Genomic DNA, 21,062 nt, shown 5'->3' on the forward strand with positions numbered 1-21,062 from the left:
CCCTGTTTACAGCACTCCCTTGGTTGAGGGAATGGCCCCCTGCGCCCGAGGGTCCATCTCAACTGCCATGCGCAGGGCGCGGGCAAGAGCCTTGAACGCGGCTTCTGCAATATGGTGGCAATTTTTACCTGCTTTTTCCGTCAGATGCAGGGTGATCATGCTGGACATGGCAAAGGCGCGGAAAAATTCTTCCACCAGTTCGGTATCCAGTTCACCAATGCGGTCGCGGTCAAAAGTGGCGTCAAATGCCAGAAAGGGACGGCCGGAAAGGTCAACCACAGCTTCACACAGCGCTTCATCCAGCGGCACAAGCGCGTGGCCAAAGCGGCGCACACCCCGTTTGTCGCCCAGCGCCTGCCGCAATGCCTGGCCCAGTGCTATCCCGGTGTCTTCCACGGTGTGATGACCATCAATATGCAGGTCTCCCCGCACTTTTACCGTCAAATCCAGCAGGCCATGTTTGGCCAGCGCTGTCAGCATATGGTCAAAAAAACCGATGCCGGTATCAATGTCTGCCTGTCCTGATCCATCCAGATCAAGAGTGACGGCAATATCTGTCTCGCTGGTAACGCGATGAAGGGTGGCTTGGCGCGGAGTGCTCATGATGCGGAGTCTATAGCCGAAGAGTGCGGCAGATACCATCATGCATGCGGTGGGGCAGAACCTCTCAGGGAACGTTCTGTTCCAGTTCCGTCAGCCAGAGTGTGGCATTGCCATCAGACGGAGCGCGCCAGTCTCCACGGGGAGAAAGGCTGCCGCCAGCCATGATCTTCGGCCCGTTGGGCATGGCGGAGCGCTTGAACTGGCTGGTGGCGAAAAAGCGCCGTAGGAAAACGCGCAGCCAGTGTTTGATGGTGGGCAGATCATACGTCTTCCGTTCGGCCTGCGGAAAGCCGGGTGGCCACGCGCCTGCATCGGCGTCCTGCCATGCCTGTTGCGCCATGTAGGCGATACGGGAGGGGGTGAAGCCGTAGCGCAGCACGTAAAACAGGGTAAAATCATGCAGGGCGTAGGGACCAATAATGTCTTCCGTGCTCTGGATGCTTCCATCCGCGCCCGCAGGCACCAGTTCTGGGGAGATTTCCGTGGCCAGAATGGTGGAGAGCAGGGGTGTGACATCAGCCGAGAAATGGCCCGAGACGATGGCCCAGCGAATGATGTGCTGGATAAGGGTTTTTGGCAGGCCCGCATTCACATTGTAATGGGCCATCTGATCGCCTACGCCATAGGTGCACCAACCCAGTGCAAGCTCCGAAAGATCGCCGGTGCCAATCACCAGTCCATTATGCATATTGGCCAGCCGGAACAGGAAATCCGTGCGCAGTCCTGCCTGCACGTTCTCAAAAGTGATGTCATGCACGGGCTCGCCTTGGGCAAAGGGATGTTTGATTTCCTTAAGCATAAGGGTAGCTGCGGGGCGGATATCCAGAAGCTCGTTGCCTGTGCCAAGAGCCGCCATAAGGGCCTGCGCACTGGCGAGGGTTTTTTCCGTCGTGCCAAAACCGGGCATAGTGTAGCCCAGCACAGCGGAACGCGGCCAGCCGAGTTCATCTGCGGCACGCACGGCCACCAACAGCGCCTGCGTGGAATCCAGCCCCCCGGAAATGCCGATGACCATGGTTTTGGCGCCACTGGCGCGCAGGCGTTGCTTGAGGGCGGTTACCTGAATGGTAAAGGCTTCAAAACAGTCCTGCGCCAACCGCGCGGGATCACTTGGCACAAACGGAAAACGTGCAAGTGGGCGGCGTAGTCCCAGATCTGCCTGTGGTGGGGCGAGAGTGAAGGATATTCGCCGCCAGTCTGGCGCGTTGGCTGCCATGGCTTGCGCGTTGGCCGCAAAGGAGCCCATGCGCAGGCGTTCCTGCCGTAACAGCATGAGATCAATATCTGCCGTGACGGTCTGAGCCGTGGAGGGAAAGCGTTCGCTCTCGGCAAGCAGGACACCATTTTCAAAGATGGAAATCTGTCCATCCCACGCCACATCGGTTGTGGATTCGCCAGCGCCTGCGGCGGCGTAAATATAGGCCGCAACGCACCGCGCAGATTGGGACTGGCACAGAAGTGTGCGTGTCTCCGCTTTGCCGACTGTGATGTCACTGGCGGAGGGATTGGCGAGTAGCGTAGCCCCCGCCAGTGCTGCCAGCGTGCCGGGCGGGACGGGCACCCACATATCCTCGCAAATTTCCACTCCCAGACAGAACCCGGGTAGATCTGTGGCATCAAACAGCAGATCCGCGCCGAAGGGCACAACCCTGCCATCAAGAAGGATGCTTTGCCCACGGACTCCTGCACCCGGGGTAAAATGCCGGGCCTCATAAAATTCGCGGTAATTGGGCAGGAAGCTTTTGGGCACGATCCCCAGAATGGTGCCGCGATGCAGAATGACGGCACAATTATACAGGGTGTTGTTGTGGCGAAGGGGAGCACCCACAACCAGAACGGACAGGAGAGATGCTGACGCGGCGGCAAGGTCTGTCAGCGCTTTTTCCACAGCGTTGAGCAGAGCTTCCTGCTGGCGCAGATCATCAATGGCGTATCCTGACAGCCCAAGTTCGGGGAAGACGCACAAAGCGCATCCTTCTTCAGATGCTGTTTGGGCTGCGGCAAGAATACGCTGCACATTGGTGGCCGGGTCTGCCAGAGAAACAGGAACAGTACAGGCCGCCACACGGGCAAAGCCCTGATGATACAGGACGTGAAATGGGGAAACCGGCATGAACTGCCCTCCTGAACCTGAAACGGGCGTCATGATTACAGACAAGCCTTTTTAACGCCAATATGTAGGCGAACCATCCCTCCAAATGGTGATGAGGGAAGGGAGGCAGAGAGGGCTGAAACAAAAGCATAAAAAAATATCAAATACCCCCTTGCGCGTTTTCTCTTTCCCTCGTAGAAGGTGGCCATCCGATGCGGGCGTAGCTCAGGGGTAGAGCACAACCTTGCCAAGGTTGGGGTCGTGGGTTCGAATCCCATCGCCCGCTCCAGATTTTCAAAAAATCTAGGCGGTAAGCATCAAGGTCGCGAAAGCGGCCTTTTTTGCGTTTTAGGGACGTTTAAAGTGCCAGATATAGAGGTGCTGCAGGCTGTGTGGTTCCATACGTCCTGCGTGTTTGTGCCCGATGGTTCTGCATCGGGCGGCTTTTCTTTTTTTCTCACCTGTCCGAATTTTCTGTCCGTTTATTCCGTTGCTGCTCGTGTAAATGCGTTTTTATGCGGGAGCATCGTCTCTGGGGGCGGCATGCGGCGTGGTCAGGCGCAGCCAGGGGTGACGTGCTTCCAGCAATGTCACCACCCGCGGTTTATGGCTGGGTGTTTCTGTGACCCCATTGGTCATGGAGGACCCGTGGCGACGATATTCAGCTAGAATTTCCGGTACATGCACGCCTGTGAAGCCGCGTTCCGCAAAAAGGCACCACAGATCAAAATCTTCCCAACCCATGGCGTCTCGCTGCACGTAGTAGCCACCGGCTGCGGCCCACGCCCATTTGGCAACCATGGCCATGGCGTCAATATAGTTGCCGGGCATAAGGGCAAGGGGCTGAAACGGACGGTCACCCAGAACATCAGTCAGGATATGCGTTCCAAACTGTTGAATTGTTGGGTAAGCAAACGCTGCATTTTCTACCTTCATGGCGTGCAGAAGATGTTCACACGCGGCGGGTAACAGCTTGTTGTCCGCATCCAATTGCATGGCGTAAGGGGTTTCCGTTGCTGCCATGCCGATATTCCGTGCGCCGCCTAAGCCCGCATTGGCAGCGGAGCGCAAGACAAGCAGACGGTTGAAGCGATGGGTATGCTTTTCCGCCCACGCCACAATCAGGGACAGAGACCCATCGGTTGAGCCGTCATCCACGACAACAAGATCCAGTACATGCAGCGTCTGAGCGGCCACACTTTCAAGCGCTTCCAGAATGAAATGTTCATAGTTGTAGGACGTGATCACTACACTCACGTCTGCCTGGTCCAGATGGTCGTGCAGAAAAAGTGTTTCACTTTCAGGCACAACAGGAATGAGGGGCGTTGTGTCCTGGGTGCGGGCAATCAATCGGGCATTGGCCTGAGCGGACTCCGTGCCTTGCCCCATGGACAGCACAGCGTCACGAGCCAGGAAGCTCAGACGTTCAGGGCCAAAAAACCACAAGGCACAGTGAAACGCATTGCGGGCCAGTTTCTGGCGCAAAGCCGGATCCTGAATGAGCATAAGCAGGACGTTGCGCCATTCCTCCGCCGTGCTGGCAAGGAACCCGTTTTGGCCATGCTGGATAATCCGCCGGAACGGGCCGGTGGGGGAGGCTATGGAGCAGACATTCCCAAGGGCTGCTTCAAAGAACTTGATCTCGCTTTTGGCTTCACAGAACACATTGCCGGCTTCAAGTGGAATGATGGAGATATCAAACCGCGCCATTTCAGCAGGAAGATCGACAAGCGGAACAAAGGTGCGCCATTCAATCTGATCTTCCAGTCCATTCAGTTCCGGAAATTCCTCCGTAAGGAGAAGAGGAAGAGTGTCATTCAGCGTGAACAGAACAAGCCTCAGTCGGTTATCTGCGCGCAACAGGTCGGCCATTACCTGTGAGACCAGCTTGAAATCACGCTGATGCGTGCGTGAGCCTGCGGCGTATCCAATACGGATAAGGCCATCAGGCCCGATAAGCTGCTTGCGGCGGGCGGCAAGGCGGCCCCGCTGCTGGGTTTCATGGTCAAAGGTGTTGGGGAGCACCAGAATGGGGTTCACCCCGGTCCGAAAAAGCTGATCAAGCAGTTCCACGGTTGTGGTGAAAGCCATGTCGCAGTCTTCAGCAGTTTTATGAAGATCTGTGAAAATCTGGCAGGTTGTTTCTTCCGTAACGGTGGCAGCGTGCCGAATGCCGTCAATAATCTCTATTTTGGCGAGATCTGGCCGGAAGACGAGATCATCAATGTCAAAAATGGTGGGTTTTCCCTGTTCCCGGAACAGGCGCAGCATGGTGCTGACATGCGGGCTGATCCGCGCACGCCAGATAACAAGGGCATCAGCCCAAAGAACATCATCCGGTCCCACAACTGGACACTCAAGCACGCGAACCTCAACGCCAGCCGCAGCAAAGGCTGCCGCCATACGTTCACACCGATAAATACGGCCGGTTGTGTCCAATTCTCCTGCCACAAACAGGATTTTGCGTGGTCCGGTGTGAGCTGCGGGAAGAGGCAGGGACGACGGTGGTTGCGGTAGAGACGGAGGGAGGGGGGGGAGGGCTTCCAGAGCAGGTGCTTCAGGTAAGGCAGGGGAAACGGGTGGATATCGCAGGGTGCGCCAAAGGCGGCGCAGGCGGGATGGATGAGGGGTAAGCGTCCGGGTTGTTTCCAGGAGAGCCTTCTGGTGTTCGTTCAACTGGGTGGTGATGCGCTGAAAAGCGCGTTCATGTTCCCCCAGCGCCTGCTCAAGTTTTTGAATACGCCGTTCCTGCTCCACATTTTTGTGGCGGGAGGCCGCGAGTGCAGCCAAGGCATCTGCCAAGGCGATTCTGAGTGCACGGTTTTCGACCGTGCTGTTTGTCTGGGGGCTATTGGCGGGAGCCTGCGCCCGAAGAGGGAGAGAACCAGACTCTGGACGGGCAGGAAAAGGAGACGCCGTTTGCTCTGGCGGAAGGGCGGCAGAAACAGAGGCAGAGGGACGCTGAGGCATTCTCTTCTTTTCACTTTGAAAAAACGGCAAGCTGGATCTGAAATCAAACAGACCAAATATCTCAGATATATATAAATCGTCAGAGAGGTCCGTCAAAGTATGGGTTTCGGCAGGGTGGTCTGACATATTTATACGCACTCCCAGCCCGTGTGGCTGGGGTGCTACAGGCGTATCGTGTTTGTGTGGACAGTTTTGAGGAAGAACGGCATGATTCCGGCATGACAGACATAACGCACGATCCGCTTTCTTTGCAGGGTGTTAGAGAAAAGTCTCCGGAGGGGGAGGCTTCTGCCATTGATACCGCCCGGCTCCAGAAACAGCTTCAGTTGGCGGAAGATCTGGTGGTGGGCTATCGGGCGAGTGCACGACTGCATTCCCTCCGGTCAGATGGCATGTTTTCCGCTCTGGCATCCGAGCGCCATTACCGGAATCTGGAACGTACATCTCTGTCATGGAAAGTAACCATTCCCCTCCGGGCGGTCAGGTCTCTTGCGGCGGGGCGCATGCCCTCATCCGGACGTCCCGTGAAGGAGGTTGTTCAGCGTGTGCGTGAAATTGCGCGTACGGAAGGGTGGCGCGGTGTTGCGGAGCGTCTTCATGCCCGGTTGCCGGAAATGCCTCGTGTGGGGTTTTTCGGGCGGAGGTCCGAGCGCTCTCTTTCTAAAATAACTGAAAAAGAAAGCCGCAAGCGGGCGGAAGAGGTTTATCTTCACCCGCTTCCAGACCGGGTAACGGATGATTTTCAGCCGCTATTTCTGATTATTGCCGAACTTTCCATACCACAATGCGCCAAATACCGCGTGTGGCAACGTCAGGAGGAGCTGGAGAGCCTCGGTTGGCGTGTGGTTGTAGTGGAATGGTACGATATCGCACGGGCTCTTTCCCTGTTGCAGGTCTGTACCCGGGTGGTTTTTTACCGTGTGCCCGGAAACAAGGATGGCCTGCTTCTGATAGAAGAGGCGCATCGGCTTTCCCTTTCCCCATGGTGGGAAGTGGATGATCTGATTTTTGATCCTGAATCCTATGAAAAAAACACCAATCTGAAGACACTTTCTGCCTCTGAACGGCGAAATGTGCTGGAGGGTGTGGTTTATTACAGAAAAGCGCTTCTGGCATGTGGTCGGGCCATAGCGTCCACACGGGGCTTGGCAGATGCCATGCGACAGGCTGGTGTGAGCGATGTTTCTGTAATTGAGAATGCGCTGGATGGGGAAACCCTTACGGAAGCAACGGCTCTTCAGGCACAGGCTGGGCAGAAGAAGGCAGAGGCCCAGAGTAGTATTCTTGTCTTCTACGGGTCTGGCACCAAAACACATGATATGGATTTTCGGGTTGCTGCTTCCGGTATTTTGGCGGCAATGCAGACAGACCCGCGCCTGCGATTGCAGATTGTTGGTGATTTGACCCTTCCATCTGAATTTGAGGCGCTGGGAGACCGGGTGGAAAAGCTGCAAGGACGGTCTTATCCTGCCTATTTGCAGCGTCTTGCGCAGGCGGATATCGCTATAGCTCCCTTGGAGCCAGGGCTTTTTAATGATGCAAAAAGCAACATAAAATATCTGGAAGCGGCAGTGCTCGCCATTCCTTCCGTTTGTTCCCCCGCTCAGGCATTTACGGATGTTATTCAGACGGGGGAAAATGGATATCTGGCAGCCTCGCCAGAAGACTGGAAAACGGCTTTGCTGGCTTTGGCGGATGATGCGGCGCAGCGTCAGGCGATTGGCGAAAAAGCACATACGGACATCTTGGCGCGATACAGCCCTCAGGCCGTGGCGCAGCAGCAGGTTCTTCCTGTATTCGGCTCCCCGGTTCAACCGGTTTACACAAAGCCGCGGGTTATGGTGGTCAATGTGTTCTTTGCTCCCCGTTCCTTTGGGGGGGCGACACTGGTTGCAGAAGAAATGGCAAAAGCCATGCAGCAGCGTGGCATGGATGTTGCGGTTATGACGTCCCGTCCTTCTCTGGCGGGGCTGCCCAACTCTGCTCTGCGCTATCAGGTGCAAGGCATGCAGGCGCTTTCCGTTCCGGTGGAGGAAGACCCTATTTCCGGACTGGATAACCCGGCCATTGCTGAAGTTTTCAGGAGTTGGGTCAAAGCCTGGCAGCCGGATATTGTGCATTTTCATGCTACTCAGGGGCTAGGAGCCTCCGTGGTGCGGGTCTGTCAGGAACTGGGGGTGCCGTATGTTGTCACGTTGCATGATGCCTGGTGGCTGTGCGAGCGCCAGTTCATGGTGCAGAAAAACGGACGGTACTGTTTCCAGAAAACAATCGATCTTCGGGTGTGTGAAGCCTGTGTGCCCGGTGTAAGGCATCTGACGGAGCGTGCGCTCATGATGCAGGAATGCCTGAAATATGCAGCCCGCTTGCTGAGCCCCAGTCTGTCTCATCTTGAGTTGTATGCGGCAAATGGCGTGCCCCCTGATAGGCTTGTTGTGAACAGAAACGGATTCGTCTGGCCTAAACGTCCGCATCTCAAGCGTAAGCCGGGCGCTCCTCTTCGGTTCGGGTATGTTGGGGGGAATGAAGCCGTAAAAGGGTTTCCGCTCATACGGGAGGCGTTCGAGTCTCTTGAAAGAACAGATTGGGAACTCGTGCTGGTCGATAATACGCTCAAGCTCGGCTTCAAATCGATTGATACAAGTTTATGGAGAATTGGCGGCAAAGTGGATGTTATCCCGTCTTACCCATCAGACGAGAGTGATGATTTTTTTGATAGAATCGATGTCCTTCTCTTTCCCTCCCAGTGGAAGGAAAGTTTTGGCCTGACCGTGCGTGAAGCATTGGCGCGCGATGTCTGGGTTGTGACAACCTCTCCGGGCGGTCAATCGGAAGATGTGGTGGATGGCGTAAATGGCACCTTCATAGAGCTTGATGGGCGGCCAGAAGGATTGAAACACGCCATCAGCACGTTGCTTGAGAAAGCAGCCACGCTGGAAAATTATGAGAACCCTCTCAAAAGCGCTCTTCCCACTTACGAGGCTCAGGCGGATCAACTCCACAGTCTGTATCAGGCGGTTATCTCCGAGGAAAAAGCGGAGACAAAGCGCCTGTTCTGATGGGGAAAAACAGCATTCTGTAATGTTTGTAATGTGTTTAGGCCCTGATGTCGCAGTGATGAATGGATGCTGAAGGCACGTTGATGGTACTATTATTCGCGTATTCGCATCTGTTGTTTGTACAGTGAAAAAAAATAGCCCTGCATCTTGTTCCAATATTGTACACAGATGCTTTGTAACGTACGGTAAAAAAGTGCTCACCGCTGTATCTGTTGTGAGACACCAGTGTTAAAAAAGAGAATATACAGGGCAAATACTCAAAATATGCTTGCAAGCTCGCCGATGATTCGCCTAGAACCAAACATGACAGAAGTATGCCGCTGTGAAGGTAAGGGTTTTTCGCGCCGCAGCGGAGAGTGAGAAGGACGAAATAAATGGCGATTATCACCGTTGTCGGTGCGTCAGGCGGGCAGGTACAGGTTACCGTTGATGGTTCGCAGAACTCGACGTTCGTTAAGCAGGCCGAAGCTCTTTCTTCCAAGCTGAGCAGCGTTGTTGATACGCTTGATGTGCGTCATCTGACGCCAGGCACGAACAATGGCCAGGCAGGAAGCAACCAGGCTGGCTATGGGGTGATTACCTCTGCTGGTTCCTACAATGTTGCAGGCAACACCGAATGGCTGTCCGTCGGGTCTGATTCTGTTGCTCAGCCGGGTTCGGCGCTGGCAGGATGGGTGAATGTTGATCTCACCAAGGACACGGCACAGAACGTAACGGTTCTGGGCGGCACTGAAGCCGGTATCTCCTTCCGTGCAGGAAGCCAGAGCGGCACGTTCTTTGCTGGTTCCGGTGATAACCGCTTCCAGGGTAGCAACCTCAACAATGCCGGTAACTGGAACATCCTGACCGGTGACGGCAATGATGTTATCGATACGGGTGCAGGCAGCAACACGGTTGCAGCAGGCGCTGGTGATAACACCATCACACTGGGTACGGGTGTTAACTACGTCCATTCCGATGGTCAGGACACCATCACCGCAACGGCAGGCACGCAGAACATCACCCTGAATGGTGCTAGCTCTGTTGTGCAGGTGGGTGCAAACTCCCTGGTTGTTGATAACAGCGCAGATGGTGAGCAGATCACTGTTGGCGGCGGAAGCACCGTTATCGGTGGTTCCAACGGCAATGATCCGACGGTTCAGCACACTTCCATCAACCTTGCCGGTTCCACCGGAACGGTTATTGGCGGCCAGCTGAACACCATTTCTGCTGCTTATGGTGACTTTGAAGTCTCCAACACCAATGCGGCCAATGTAGATGTCAGTGGTTCTCTGACCTTTATCCGTGGCACGGGCGTTACCACCATCACGGCTGGCCAGACCACCATCTTCGGTGCAAATGGTCTGGACGCGGTTGTCAACTCTACGGCTGGCACGTCCCTGTTTGTTGCAAACGAAGGCAACGAAACGCTGGATGGCGCTTCTTCTGCATTCGGTATTCATGCATTCGGCACCACCACCGGCACGGGCAACCAGCTTTTCATCGGTGGTTCTGCTAGCGATACGCTGGTTGGCGGTGTTGGCAATGCAACCCTGCAGGGTGGTTCCGGCGCAGCAAACGTGTTCGGCTTCCGTGACGGTATTGCCGGCGCTGACTACACCATTTCTGACTTTGGTAGCGCTGCAGGCAACTCTGTGCTGCTGGTTAACTATGGTTATACAGACGCAGATCTGCAGAAGGTTCTGGATAGCGCCTCACACAAAGATGGTAACACCACCGTCACGCTGTCTGACCAGAGCCAGATTACGTTTGTTGGCGTTGATAGCCTCAACACCAGCCAGTTCAATATTGCTAACAACGTTAAATAAAATCTCAGTTGAGGTTTTGAACGTTGTAGAAACCGGGCTTAACAGCCCGGTTTTTTTGTGAGTATTTCCTGAAAATAGAAAGTTTTAGTATTATAGAAGAACGTTTTGTATTTTTTCAAAAAAGAAAAAGTTTGATGATTTTCAAATAGTTTACAAATAAAAATAAGAAAATTTTTATTCTAAAAAGAAATAATTACCTGAAATTATCGAGCATGTTCATCATTTTATAAAGTGCCCGCCCTTTCCATGTTGAGCTTTTCTGGAGGGAGCGGGGGGGATGCTGGGCAAGGTATGATTCAATCCAGTCTGGGTCAAAACCGCTTTTGGCAGGGATGAGGGAACGCCAGTTTTTTATTTCCGGCAGAGCAAAGGGATTATCGCGCAGTAATTCCTGTTTGAGAAACGGAACACGACCGGACCGAACAAAGGACCGCCAGTGAGAATGCATGGGGTTGGTGGGAAAGAGGCGTGCGAATGCATTGTTTTCATCCGTCCATAAGGCGTGATGAGACAAGCCTGCGGAGCGCAGGGCAACGGATAACCCAAGTTCCCCATGCCAGATAATTTCTTCCCGTGTCATGCTCTCATAGGGGAGAGAGAATACCCTTTGTACGGCATCCTGTTCAAACGTCGTGCGGGAAAGACCGACAAACCAGGATTGTAAGTGAGGTGTAACGGCACGGGAGGCAACAAGCCCCCATGCAGGCTGTGTATCGGCCTGCAAGGTTCGGAGGAGTGGGGGAAGAGGGGCGAGGGGCCCAAAAACACTATCATTGGCAAATAGAATATAGGGTGCTGCCCGTGTAATGCCTTTATCAATTAGAAAACGCCATGCACCAAAATCAAGCCCCCCATTCGGGCGGTGCCACACGGTAAAAGTGTGTCTGTAACAAAACTGACGTGTTTTTTCTGTTATAACTGAGCAACCCGAGAGTACAACATGCACATTCAGACCGCATAGTTTGAGATTTTTCAGGTAAAAACAGGTATATGGCGGCAAATTACCATTTGGCGCATAGGCGGCAAACAGGCACACTGAACCTGCTGGAAGAGGGGCTGAGAGAGCCCTTTCGACCTGGTTTTCGCTGATGGCTGCGGGAGAAATCGAAACTGAATGCATTTTTAAGTTGGTTTTTTCGTAAAAATATGACTACAAGCCGCGAGTGTTGTTGGTTATCCTAACCGAATAATTGTTACTCACATAGTTCTGTCTGAAAGGGAGATACGGTCTCAATGAGCAAGGCCTTTATTGCTGCGGTGATCCAGGATTCGATCAACTGCACCGGCGTGGCCGCCAATCAGGCAGCGAACGATCTGATGGACGCGATCATAGAAGAACTGAAGCGGGAAGGTGGGTTTACCCTACCTTCTTTCGGAACGTTTACTGTGCGCAAAACCAAGGCTCGCAAGGCGCTGAATCCGCGCACGGGTGAGCCTGTCAAGGTGAAAGCCGGCAAGACCGTTCGTTTCAAAGCCAGCCCCAACCTGAAAAAGGCGGTCTGAGCTTTATCCGCCGGTAATTAGGAAACAGTTTAGTTTTAGTACAATGTTTCTTGAGCGAAACAGCCTGGAGGGGAAACCTTTCAGGCTGTTTTTGTATGGGTGATCTTGATCGCGTTCGATGTGTGGATCACGGCTAGTCCGGTTTGATGTCTTCCAGCCGATCAAGTTGCCTGAGACCGGGGAACATGATCATCCACAGGCCCGTAATGGCCAATGTCCCCAAGCCTCCAATCACAACGGCAGGGACGGCGCCGATCAGGCTGGCCAGCATGCCGCTTTCGAATTCGCCAAGCTGGTTGGATGAGCCAATAAACAGCATGTTCACGGCGGAAACGCGCCCACGCATTTCATCTGGTGTGCCTAACTGAACAAGAGAACTGCGGACCATCACGCTGATAACGTCCGCCCCGCCCAGAACCGCCAGCGCCAGAACGGAGAGCGGAATGGAGCTGGAAAGGCCAAACAGAATGGTGGCAACGCCGAAGATGGCGACGGAAACAAACATCCACTGCCCAGCGTGCCGCCCCAAGGGGTAGCGGGCCAGCACAGCGGCTACGCCTAACGCCCCAATGGCAGGGGCTGCCCGCAGAAGACCCAGCCCCCATGGCCCAGCGTGCAGGATGTCCGTGGCGTAGAGAGGCAGCATGGCGGTGGCTCCCCCTAACAGCACAGCAAATAGATCAAGCGAGAGTGCACCCAGCATGGTGGGACGGCGGCGCAGGAAGGCGATACCCCCAAAAACCGCCGCCAGGCTCGCTGGTTGTCTGGCACGGGCGGGAAAGCGGAGTGTCATGGAAAAGGTGGCGAAGGCCGAGACGGCAAATCCAATGGCGCAGAGGGCGTAGCAGACGTCGGCTCCCAGCCCATAAAGCAGCCCGCCTAAAGATGGCCCCGCGATGGATGCCACCTGAAAAAGGGAGGAAGAAAGTGCTGCCGCCTTGGGGAAAACCGCCGCAGAGACCATGGAGGGCAAAAAGGTCTGCTGTGCGGGCATTTCAAAGGCGCGGCACATGCCAAACAGGGCGACCAGCCCATAAATCATGCCTGGAGCAAGATGATGGGTGAAGGAGGCCACTGCCATAAAAGCGGCTGCTATGGCTTCGATGGTCTGGCAGGTGATGACAATCCGGCGTCTGTCATGCTGGTCCGCCGCGTGGCCTGCGGGAAAAATGAACGCAACCATGGGAAGGAACTGTGCCAGCCCCACAAACCCGAGCGCAGCGGCGCTGTGAGTGAGGGCATAAATTTGCCAGCCCACGGCCACGGCCTGCACCTGAGAGGAAAAAGCAGACAACGTGCGCGCTGTCAGAACGGCTTTCAGGCCGGGTAAAGCGAGAAGAGGCGTAGAAGCCGCCGGATGATCTGTCATGATGAGGCTGTTCATAGCAGGATAACAGTGCCGGAACAGCCTCTGGCGTAAAAACGGCTGTGTGATCAGGCCGCTTTAGGAGTGCCTGCCCGTGTTTCTGGCAGGACGGTGGTGATGATGCTGGCATCCAGCGCTTCGTACTCGTGATAGCGCAGGGTTTTGTAGAGTTCTTCCCGAGTCTGCATGCGGCTCAGCATGGCTTCCGTGCTGCCGTTCTGGGCCAGTGTGGCGTACAGGTCCGCCTGCGCCTTGTTTGCGACTCGTAATGAACTGACAGGCCAGATGACCATGCGGTAGCCCATCTCCTGGAACTCCGACGCTGTGAAAAAGGGCGTGCGTCCAAATTCCGTCATGTTCGCCAGAAGGGGTACATCCGGCAGGCGGCGGGCGAATTCGCGGAACATCTCCGCCGTTGTCAGCGCTTCGGGGAAAATGGCATCTGCCCCGGCTTCATAATACAGGCGGGCGCGGGCAACGGCCCCGTCCATGCCTTCCTGTGCGGCGGCATCCGTGCGGGCAATGACCACCATGTCCCGCCGGGCTTTGGCGGCGGCGGCCACTTTCAGCGCCATATCATGCGGTGTGCTGAGCTTTTTATCGTTCAGATGGCCGCATTTCTTGGGCAGAATCTGATCTTCCACATGCACGGCGGCGGCTCCCGCTTCTTCAAAAGCCCGCACCATGTTCATCACATTCAGAATTTCCCCATAGCCCGTGTCTCCATCCACCAGCAGCGGCAGTTCCGAGGCGCGGACAATCTGGCGGATGAAGAAACAGACCTCGTCAACCGTGATAATGCCCAGATCTGGCAGGCCCATGCTGGCTGTCATGGCGGCGCCGGAGAGGTAGAGGGCATTGAACCCGGCATCCTTTGCCTGCAAGGCCGCTTGCCCGTTATGCGCACCGGGCAGTTGCAGAATGCCTGGCTGCGCCAGCAGTTGCCGGAACCGTTGGCCAGCAGGAATGGTGGGCTGCGTTTTGCCTGTCAGGTACGTCATGCTGCGTTCTCCAGTCCATCCCGTTCATGCAGGGAAGGGAATCGGCGGTTTTCGGGGCCGGTATAGGTGGCGGAGGGGCGGATGATCTTTCCGTCCTGCCGTTGTTCCAGAACATGCGCGCTCCATCCTGCTGTGCGGGCGATGACAAACAGGGGCGTGAACATGGCGGTGGGAATGCCCATGTGGCTGTAGGCCACGGCACTGAACCAATCGAGATTGGGGAACATCTTGCGCTTGTGCGCCATCACCCCCTCAATCCGTTCGGCTACATTATAGAGGCGGCGTGACCCGCTTTTCTGCGCCAGCTTCAGGGCGGCCCGCTTGATGATCTCGTTCCGGGGGTCCGAGATGGTGTAAACTGGGTGCCCGAAACCGATGATTACTTCCTTGGCGTCCAGCCTGCGGAGAATGTCGGTTTCGGCGTCTTCTGGGCTGGTGTAGCGCTGCTGGATTTCAAGCGCGACCTCGTTCGCCCCACCATGTTTGGGGCCACGAAGCGCACCGATTCCCGCCGTAATGGCGGAATAAATGTCCGATCCTGTGCCCGCCACCACACGGCAGGTAAAGGTGGAAGCGTTGAACTCATGCTCCGCATAGAGAATGAGCGAGCTGTGCATGGCGTTCACCCAGTGTTTGGGCGGCGTGCGTCCGTGCAGCAGGTGCAGGAAGTGCCCGCCAATGCTGTCATCCTCCGTTTCCACGGCAATCCGGCGGCCATGGTTGGAGAAATGGTACCAATACAGCAGCATGGACCCCAGACAGGCGATCAGCTTGTCCGCTATGGTGCGGGCTCCAGCACTTGGGGTATCCGGCCGTTCGGGCAGAACACAGCCCAAGGTGGAAACGCCCGTGCGCAGAACATCCATGGGGTGTGTTGCGGCTGGCAGGGATTCCAGAACGCGCATTACGGCATCGGGCAGGCCCCGCAGGCTGCGGAGGCGTTCTTTATAAAGCTGTAGCTCAGCACTATTGGGCAGATGCCCATGAATCAGTAGATGGGCGACTTCTTCAAAGGAACAGGCTTCGGCCAGATCCTGAATGTCATATCCCCGGTAGTGCAGATCATTCCCGCTCTGGCCGACGGAGCACAGAGCGGTGTTGCCTGCTGAAACGCCAGAAAGAGCCACGGATTTTTTCTGGCGGGGATGGAGCGTCGTGGTGTTGTCCATATCACGGGTCTCCCAAATTGCGGGTGCCTTGACGGCACTTTTGATCTTGTTGGTGGCGATGTGGTCAGGCTGATAAGGGTCAGACCGAAGTGGCCAGAGCCGGGGTTTCTCGTGCAGGTGCGTCCGATGGGTTCTGGCGCGTTGCACTTTGGCTGAAGTCAAAAATGCCGGGGTTGAGATTCCGCGAGATACGGTTGGGCGGCACCACAAGGTCCAGCGCGAGCAGATCGGCCGGTTTCAGATCAGGCAGCCTTTGCACCAGTTCCAGAAAACGTTCGGATTCGGAAGGCGAGATCAGATCTTCCGTCAAAGTCTTGAACTTGCGGATGTAGTCTGCTCGCTGCCAGGGCGTTCTACCCAGCGGATGGGCATTGGCCACAGCCTGCTCTTCTTCCAGAACGCGTCCGTCTTTCATGCGGATGATGATCTTGCCGCCAAACGCTTTTACGGCCGGGTCTTCTGCATGGTAACGCGCCGTCCATTCCGGTGTTTCCACGGTGCGGATCTTGCGCCACAGGCGCACGGTATCCGGGCGTTGAGCGCGTCCGGGCTCGTAGGAATGGACGTGGTGCCAGCGACCATCCTGCAGGGCCACTGCCACAATATACATGATGGAATGGTCGAGCGTTTCACGCGATGCCGTGGGGTCAAATTTCTGTGGGTCGTTTGAACCGGTACCGATCACATAATGGGTGTGGTGGCTGGTTTCGATCAGAATGTCTGCCACATCCTCAAAGTTTTCAATCTGCTTGCCTAGACGGAAGGCCAGATCAATCAGGGCCTGACTCTGATACTCAGCAGAATGTTCCTTGGTGAAGGAGGAGAGGATGGCCCGTTTGGGCTCGCCGGGTGCGGGGAGGGGTACGGTGTAGTGCGCGTCCTTCCCGTCCAGCATCCAGGCAATCACGCTGTCTTCCCCTTCATAGATCGGGCTTGGTGCGCCTTCCCCCCGCATGGCGCGGTCCGTGGCTTCCACGGCCATTTTTCCGGCATGGGCCGGGGCAAAGGCTTTCCAGGAGGAAATCTCGCCCTTGCGGCTCTGGCGGGTTGCGGTGGTAACGTGCAGAGCCTGCCCAATGGCCTGATAAATAACGGCGGGCGGCAGTTTGAGCAGTGTGCCAAGGCCAGACGCTACGGAGGGACCAAGATGCGCCACGTGGTCAATCTTGTGCTTATGCAGGCAGATGGCGCGGGTGAGATCAATCTGGATTTCGTAGCCGGTGGCAACGGCTCGGATCAAATCCGCACCGGAGGAGGCGCATTGTTGGGCTACCGCCAGCAGGGGAGGGATGTTGTCTCCCGGGTGGGAGTAGTCCGCTGCCAGAAAGGTATCGTGATAATCCAGTTCGCGCACGGCAGTTCCGTTGGCCCACGCGGCCCATTCTGCGTGCACGCGGATATCCGGCCCCAGTCCGAACAGGGTGGCCCCGCCGGGGTGAGCGTGTGCGACAGCCTGAGCCCGCGCACTCATGACCGGATGCCGGTTGAGAGACGCCAGAGCGACGGAGGCGTTATCAATCACGCGGTTGATGACCATTTCCGCCACCTCGGGTTCCACCGGCACAGGGTCAGCAGCAACTTCGGCAATTTTCCATGCCAGTTGTTCTGTGCGGGGCAGGCGGTCGGTTTCGGGGTGAACGGTGACATGATGAGACTGCATGGTCAGACCCTTTGATTTGTATCCTTGGCCTGAGTGTTGCAGAGTAGCCCCCCAAGAAAGAAGCTGGATAAAAGCGGAAAGAGGCGAAGAAAAACGCCCGCATTGCAAAGATTGCGAACATGAAAAAACCAGCCACAAAGCTGTTTGTAGGAAGCCGTTTGAACACCCTGCGGCAGCAGGCCGGACTGACTCAGGCCGTTCTGGCGCAGAAGCTGGGTATTTCAGCCAGCTATCTGAACCAGATAGAACGGGATCAGCGTCCATTGCCGGAGCGGCATCTGGAAGATGTATGTCGGGTGTTTGGCGTAAGCCCTGCATATTTCAGCGATATGGAAGAAGTGCGTCTGGTTCAGGCTTTGCGGGAAGTTCTGGCAGACCCCCTGTTTGACGCAGCCCGACCGAATTTTTCAGAAATGCTCACAGCCGCGCAGAAAGCACCCGCACTGGGGCATGCAGTTATGCAGCTTTACAGTGCCTACAGAAATGCACAGGAGCAGGCTGCATCTCTGGCGGATGCACCGCCGCAGCCCGTGATCGAGCCGTATGAAGCTGTGGGGGACTGGGTGCAGGCCAATCACAATTATTTTCATGCACTGGATAGTGCGGCTGAAGCCCTTTACGGCAAGCTGGCCCCGAAGGAAGGATGGTTGCACCCCGCACTGATACAGTATCTGCAGGATGAGCACCGCCTTCAGATTGTAACAGATCACGCCCTGGAGCAGCGCGGCGTGCGGTGGCGTCTGGAGCAGAAAACCAATACTCTGTTTCTGTCTCAGGATGTTTTAGCAGAAGATAGTCTGTTCTGTCTGGCGCAGGTGGTAGGGCAACTGGAGCAGGGGGCCGTGATGGACCGTATTCTGCGGCGGTCCGGCCCTAAAGGGGAGAACGCCCGCGCTCTGGCCCGGCTGTATCTGGGCAATTACTTTGCAGGAGCCCTTCTGCTGCCTTATGAATTATACAGAACGGCGGCAGTGGAAATGCAGCATGATATAGACCGGCTGCACCGTCGGTTTGGTGTCAGCTTTGAGCAGGCCTGCCACAGGCTAAGCACGTTTCAGCGCCCCGGGGCGGAGGGTATCCCGTTTTACTTCATGAAACTGGATATTGCAGGAAATATTCTGAAAAGTTTTTCAGCAAACCATTTCATGCAATCACGTTTTGGTGGTCCTTGTCCTTTGTGGAACATCTTTCGGGCCTTCACCACACCGGGGCAGGTGCAGGTACAGCTTTCCCGCATGACGGATGATGTTGTCTACCTGAACGTCGCGCGCACCGTGCGGCATAGCAGCATGTCCTACTTTGACCGTCCCCGGCAGGTTGCCGTGGTGCTGGGGTGCGATATTCGGCATGCTGGGCGGATGATTTACGCTGCCGGGCTGGATGTGGCCGACCAGCGCAACGCCGTGCCTATTGGCCCTGGTTGCCGGGCCTGCGCACGGGATGATTGCCGCCATCGTTCACTGCCGGTTTCTGGCCGAGGTATAGATGCTGGCAGCGAGGAACGCGGCGTGGTGCCTTACCGTGCAGCGCGCACGTAAATGGTAATTATGGAAATATAGGAAAAGATGGCTGGGGCGGGAGGATTCGAACCTCCGCATGGCGGAATCAAAATCCGCTGCCTTACCGCTTGGCTACGCCCCACCAGAAATGCGGTTGGCCTCTATTAAGACCAACCAGCACGGTTCGTAAAGATGCTGGATGCGCTGTTTTTGCTCTTACAGCGTATTTTCAGCATGCGGGGGCTGGGGAGGCTCGGGTTCAGCAAACTCCAGATCGGGCAGGCCGCCCTCACTCAGTCCGGTATCAGCCGGGAACAGACGGAAGCGGGCGGCCTTGTCCAGTGCCTGATCCAGTGCGGCCATGGTGGTGCCCATATCTTCACTGTCATCTTTTTCCCACGTGCGGAGGGTGTGGGTCCAGACACCCACCACCATGTTCACGCGCACAAGGCCGCCCAGCCCTGTGGTGCTGATTCCCGCAGCATCGGCCATCCAGCGCATGCTTTCCAGCGTGGCGCCACCCAGCAGAAGCGCAAGAGGGGGATCAAACGGCAGGGTGCGGAGCACAGCCTTGATTCCGTTGCGGTATTGCTGAAACACATCCAGACGGCGCATCAGCAGATCAAACAGGCGCTCCCGAGAACTGCCGGTGGCCGTATCATCCGCCAGTGCGGAATCATCGGCTATGCGGCCCAGACGCAGAAGCACAGACGCCCGAAACGGAAAGCGCTCCCGTGTTTCCGGCAGGGGCAGCCCAGCGGTGCGCGCAGCATCAAGAAGCGAAACGGAAGACCATCCACCCTGTTCTGCCTGCGCCATGGCAGCGGCCAGAAGGGTTGTATCAAAATCGTCAGTATCCATTGTGAAAGGCCTGTTAGCGGAGAAAATCAATCAGAGAGCGGCCCATTCTGTCCGGACACCATGGTGGTATGCGGGCAGAAAAGGCCAGCGGTCAGAAAAGTCAGGAAGAAAGTTCTTTGGCGCGGCGTGCCGCAGCCTGTATGGCTTTGGAAACCGTGGTAGGCCAGGCATCCGGGGCCATCAGAACAGCCAAAGCTGCAGCCGTGGTGCCTCCGGGGCTGGTGACACGTGTACGGAGTTCTGCCGCATCCAGTGGGGAGTGATCCAGCAGCGCGCCGGCTCCAAATATTGTTCGGCGTGCCAGTTTTCGAGCCGTTTCAATAGGAAGCCCCTGTTCCACGCCTGCCTTCTCCATCAGTTCAGCCAGCAGGAAAACATAGGCCGGCCCACTGCCAGAGACGGCGGTTACGGAATCGATCAGATCTTCCTGCTCCACCCATACGGTTTCTCCCACAGCCTGCAAAAGCTGGTCACAATACTGCTTTTGCTGATCTGTTACGGTGGGAGCGGCGTAGAGCCCGCTTATGCCTGCCCCAATGGCGCAGGGTGTATTGGGCATGGCGCGGATAATGGTTGGCTTGGCTGCACTGTTGGCCTCGCTGAAGCGTTGCGCCAGATTTTCAACCGTACGTCCCGCCATCACGGATAGCAGGGGCGTTGTGGGGAAGCGTTGCCCAAGTTCCCCCAGAACCTCATCGGCCTTCTGTGGCTTTACAGCCAGAATAATAATGTCTGGCGTGAAGTCTGCCGGAATATCGGCCAGTGTGCGGGCATGCTGGTGCGGCGCGGGTAGCGTGTGGTCATGACGATCCATGACCACAGAGGGAGCAAGCCCATGGCGAATCCAGCCTTCCAGCATGGCTCCGCCCATTTTGCCGCATCCAACCAGCAGTACGGATGGCAGAAGAGAACTGGTGTTCATCAGGCTTCTCCCACGCAATCCAGCATGGCGGCTGCCAGTGCGTCTGCCGGGTTCTGCCCACCCCAGAGGAAAAACTGGAATGCGGGATAAAAACGCTCACACTCTGTCAGGGCGATGTCGATCAGGTCTTCAAACATCTCTACGGAAAGGTGTGCGCCGCGCAGAAGCAGGGCGTGGCGGAACAGCAGGACGCCGTCTTCCTGATCCAGACTGAAATGCCCGATCCAGATGCGTTCATTGGCCATGCCGATCAGTTCATACAGGGTGCGTTGCTGCGGGGCCGGGGCCTTCAGATCAAACGCACACGTAAAATGAATGGCACCCAGTTCGGCCGACCATGAGAAGAACAGCCCGTAGTCACACCATTTTCCGGGTGCTTCCACGGCCATTTCTGTCAGGTTGCAGCGTTCAAAGTTCCAACCCAGGCCGCCAATAACCTGTTCCATCAGATCAAGCGGGTTGGCGGGGGACAAGGTGGTATCAGTGCTTAACGCGGGCATGGCTCACTCTCAGCTGCGGGGGGTGATGCGGGCAGATGTTCTGGCCGAA

15 protein-coding genes and 2 tRNA genes are annotated in these 21,062 nt (G+C 56.2%); 5 read left to right on the top strand and 12 right to left on the bottom strand.

Translation table 11 applies throughout. The features are described 5' to 3' along the window. Nucleotides 1–6: 6 nt before the first annotated feature. Together hisB and QWU00_RS07730 are read right to left on the bottom strand one after the other, a co-directional pair. The gene (hisB, locus tag QWU00_RS07725) at nt 7–603 is read right to left on the bottom strand and encodes an imidazoleglycerol-phosphate dehydratase HisB (RefSeq protein WP_035382652.1); all 597 of its coding nucleotides are present in this window, start codon (nt 601–603) and stop codon (nt 7–9) included. Nucleotides 604–667: 64 nt separating this feature from the next. Then, on the bottom strand, nt 668–2,749 hold the full coding sequence (locus tag QWU00_RS07730) for an NAD(+) synthase (protein WP_052051585.1): 2,082 nt from the start codon (nt 2,747–2,749) through the stop codon (nt 668–670). A gap of 160 nt (nt 2,750–2,909) precedes the next feature. Here QWU00_RS07730 and QWU00_RS07735 point away from each other — a divergent pair. Further along, nucleotides 2,910–2,984 (top strand) — tRNA-Gly (locus QWU00_RS07735). A 224-nt stretch (nt 2,985–3,208) separates the two neighbouring features. Here QWU00_RS07735 and QWU00_RS07740 read toward each other — a convergent pair. After that, nucleotides 3,209–5,665: a glycosyltransferase gene (locus QWU00_RS07740; RefSeq protein ID WP_052051586.1), complete on the bottom strand. Its 2,457-nt coding sequence runs from the start codon at nt 5,663–5,665 to the stop codon at nt 3,209–3,211. A gap of 182 nt (nt 5,666–5,847) precedes the next feature. Between QWU00_RS07740 and QWU00_RS07745 the strand changes: the two genes are divergently transcribed. Together QWU00_RS07745 and QWU00_RS07750 are read left to right on the top strand one after the other, a co-directional pair. Beyond that, the gene (locus tag QWU00_RS07745; RefSeq protein WP_035382536.1) at nt 5,848–8,724 is read left to right on the top strand and encodes a glycosyltransferase; all 2,877 of its coding nucleotides are present in this window, start codon (nt 5,848–5,850) and stop codon (nt 8,722–8,724) included. A 374-nt stretch (nt 8,725–9,098) separates the two neighbouring features. Continuing rightward, on the top strand, nt 9,099–10,532 hold the full coding sequence (locus tag QWU00_RS07750) for a beta strand repeat-containing protein (RefSeq protein WP_035382538.1): 1,434 nt from the start codon (nt 9,099–9,101) through the stop codon (nt 10,530–10,532). Nucleotides 10,533–10,725: 193 nt separating this feature from the next. Here the strand turns inward: QWU00_RS07750 and QWU00_RS07755 are convergent, their stop codons facing one another. Further along, nucleotides 10,726–11,652, bottom strand: a complete 927-nt coding sequence (locus QWU00_RS07755; protein WP_052051587.1) for a rhamnan synthesis F family protein — start codon at nt 11,650–11,652, stop codon at nt 10,726–10,728. A 113-nt stretch (nt 11,653–11,765) separates the two neighbouring features. On the opposite strand from QWU00_RS07755, the gene QWU00_RS07760 reads away from it, so the two are divergent. After that, entirely contained in the window at nt 11,766–12,035 is a 270-nt protein-coding gene (locus QWU00_RS07760) for an HU family DNA-binding protein (protein WP_006557723.1), read from the top strand. Between the two features lie 133 nt (nt 12,036–12,168). Here the strand turns inward: QWU00_RS07760 and QWU00_RS07765 are convergent, their stop codons facing one another. The 4 genes from QWU00_RS07765 to QWU00_RS07780 form a co-directional block, all read right to left on the bottom strand. Beyond that, the gene (locus QWU00_RS07765) at nt 12,169–13,419 is read right to left on the bottom strand and encodes an MFS transporter (RefSeq protein ID WP_035382540.1); all 1,251 of its coding nucleotides are present in this window, start codon (nt 13,417–13,419) and stop codon (nt 12,169–12,171) included. 50 nt (nt 13,420–13,469) lie between these two features. After that, the gene (prpB, locus tag QWU00_RS07770) at nt 13,470–14,402 is read right to left on the bottom strand and encodes a methylisocitrate lyase (RefSeq protein ID WP_035382543.1); all 933 of its coding nucleotides are present in this window, start codon (nt 14,400–14,402) and stop codon (nt 13,470–13,472) included. After that, the gene (gene prpC, locus QWU00_RS07775; RefSeq protein WP_006557720.1) at nt 14,399–15,571 is read right to left on the bottom strand and encodes a bifunctional 2-methylcitrate synthase/citrate synthase; all 1,173 of its coding nucleotides are present in this window, start codon (nt 15,569–15,571) and stop codon (nt 14,399–14,401) included. The genes prpB and prpC overlap by 4 nt, the downstream gene beginning before the upstream one ends. Before the next feature lie 79 nt (nt 15,572–15,650). Then, nucleotides 15,651–17,231 (bottom strand): MmgE/PrpD family protein, encoded by a 1,581-nt coding sequence (locus QWU00_RS07780; protein WP_035382545.1) that lies wholly within the window; start codon nt 17,229–17,231, stop codon nt 15,651–15,653. A 119-nt stretch (nt 17,232–17,350) separates the two neighbouring features. Here QWU00_RS07780 and QWU00_RS07785 point away from each other — a divergent pair, with 119 nt between their 5' ends. Further along, complete coding sequence (locus QWU00_RS07785) at nt 17,351–18,769, top strand: helix-turn-helix transcriptional regulator (RefSeq protein ID WP_035382547.1); 1,419 nt, start codon at nt 17,351–17,353, stop codon at nt 18,767–18,769. A gap of 28 nt (nt 18,770–18,797) precedes the next feature. Here the strand turns inward: QWU00_RS07785 and QWU00_RS07790 are convergent. The 4 genes from QWU00_RS07790 to QWU00_RS07805 all read right to left on the bottom strand — a co-directional run bounded on the left by QWU00_RS07790 (nt 18,798) and on the right by QWU00_RS07805 (nt 21,013). Beyond that, nucleotides 18,798–18,872, bottom strand: a tRNA-Gln gene (locus QWU00_RS07790). A gap of 74 nt (nt 18,873–18,946) precedes the next feature. Next, nucleotides 18,947–19,591, bottom strand: coding sequence for a TetR family transcriptional regulator (locus QWU00_RS07795; protein ID WP_035382548.1), 645 nt, complete (start codon nt 19,589–19,591; stop codon nt 18,947–18,949). A 100-nt stretch (nt 19,592–19,691) separates the two neighbouring features. Beyond that, a complete protein-coding gene (gene proC, locus QWU00_RS07800) occupies nt 19,692–20,513 on the bottom strand; it encodes a pyrroline-5-carboxylate reductase (RefSeq protein ID WP_035382549.1) in 822 nt (273 codons plus the stop codon). Then, a complete protein-coding gene (locus QWU00_RS07805; RefSeq protein ID WP_035382550.1) occupies nt 20,513–21,013 on the bottom strand; it encodes a type III secretion system chaperone family protein in 501 nt (166 codons plus the stop codon). Before QWU00_RS07805 ends, proC begins: the two co-directional genes overlap by 1 nt. Between the last annotated feature and the right edge of the window lie 49 nt (nt 21,014–21,062).

The sequence above is a fragment of the Acetobacter tropicalis genome (assembly GCF_030644465.1).
GTDB lineage: Bacteria > Pseudomonadota > Alphaproteobacteria > Acetobacterales > Acetobacteraceae > Acetobacter > Acetobacter tropicalis.

Bases quoted from the DNA above. Each gene is read 5' to 3' on its own strand.
- hisB (WP_035382652.1), bottom strand. From the start codon at position 603: ATGAGCACTCCGCGCCAAGCCACCCTTCATCGCGTTACCAGCGAGACA.
- QWU00_RS07730 (WP_052051585.1), bottom strand. From the start codon at position 2,749: ATGACGCCCGTTTCAGGTTCAGGAGGGCAGTTCATGCCGGTTTCCCCA.
- QWU00_RS07740 (WP_052051586.1), bottom strand. From the start codon at position 5,665: ATGCCTCAGCGTCCCTCTGCCTCTGTTTCTGCCGCCCTTCCGCCAGAG.
- QWU00_RS07750 (WP_035382538.1), top strand. From the start codon at position 9,099: ATGGCGATTATCACCGTTGTCGGTGCGTCAGGCGGGCAGGTACAGGTT.
- QWU00_RS07755 (WP_052051587.1), bottom strand. From the start codon at position 11,652: ATGCATTCAGTTTCGATTTCTCCCGCAGCCATCAGCGAAAACCAGGTC.
- QWU00_RS07760 (WP_006557723.1), top strand. From the start codon at position 11,766: ATGAGCAAGGCCTTTATTGCTGCGGTGATCCAGGATTCGATCAACTGC.
- QWU00_RS07765 (WP_035382540.1), bottom strand. From the start codon at position 13,419: ATGAACAGCCTCATCATGACAGATCATCCGGCGGCTTCTACGCCTCTT.
- prpB (WP_035382543.1), bottom strand. From the start codon at position 14,402: ATGACGTACCTGACAGGCAAAACGCAGCCCACCATTCCTGCTGGCCAA.
- prpC (WP_006557720.1), bottom strand. From the start codon at position 15,571: ATGGACAACACCACGACGCTCCATCCCCGCCAGAAAAAATCCGTGGCT.
- QWU00_RS07780 (WP_035382545.1), bottom strand. From the start codon at position 17,231: ATGCAGTCTCATCATGTCACCGTTCACCCCGAAACCGACCGCCTGCCC.
- QWU00_RS07785 (WP_035382547.1), top strand. From the start codon at position 17,351: ATGAAAAAACCAGCCACAAAGCTGTTTGTAGGAAGCCGTTTGAACACC.
- QWU00_RS07795 (WP_035382548.1), bottom strand. From the start codon at position 19,591: ATGGATACTGACGATTTTGATACAACCCTTCTGGCCGCTGCCATGGCG.
- proC (WP_035382549.1), bottom strand. From the start codon at position 20,513: ATGAACACCAGTTCTCTTCTGCCATCCGTACTGCTGGTTGGATGCGGC.
- QWU00_RS07805 (WP_035382550.1), bottom strand. From the start codon at position 21,013: ATGCCCGCGTTAAGCACTGATACCACCTTGTCCCCCGCCAACCCGCTT.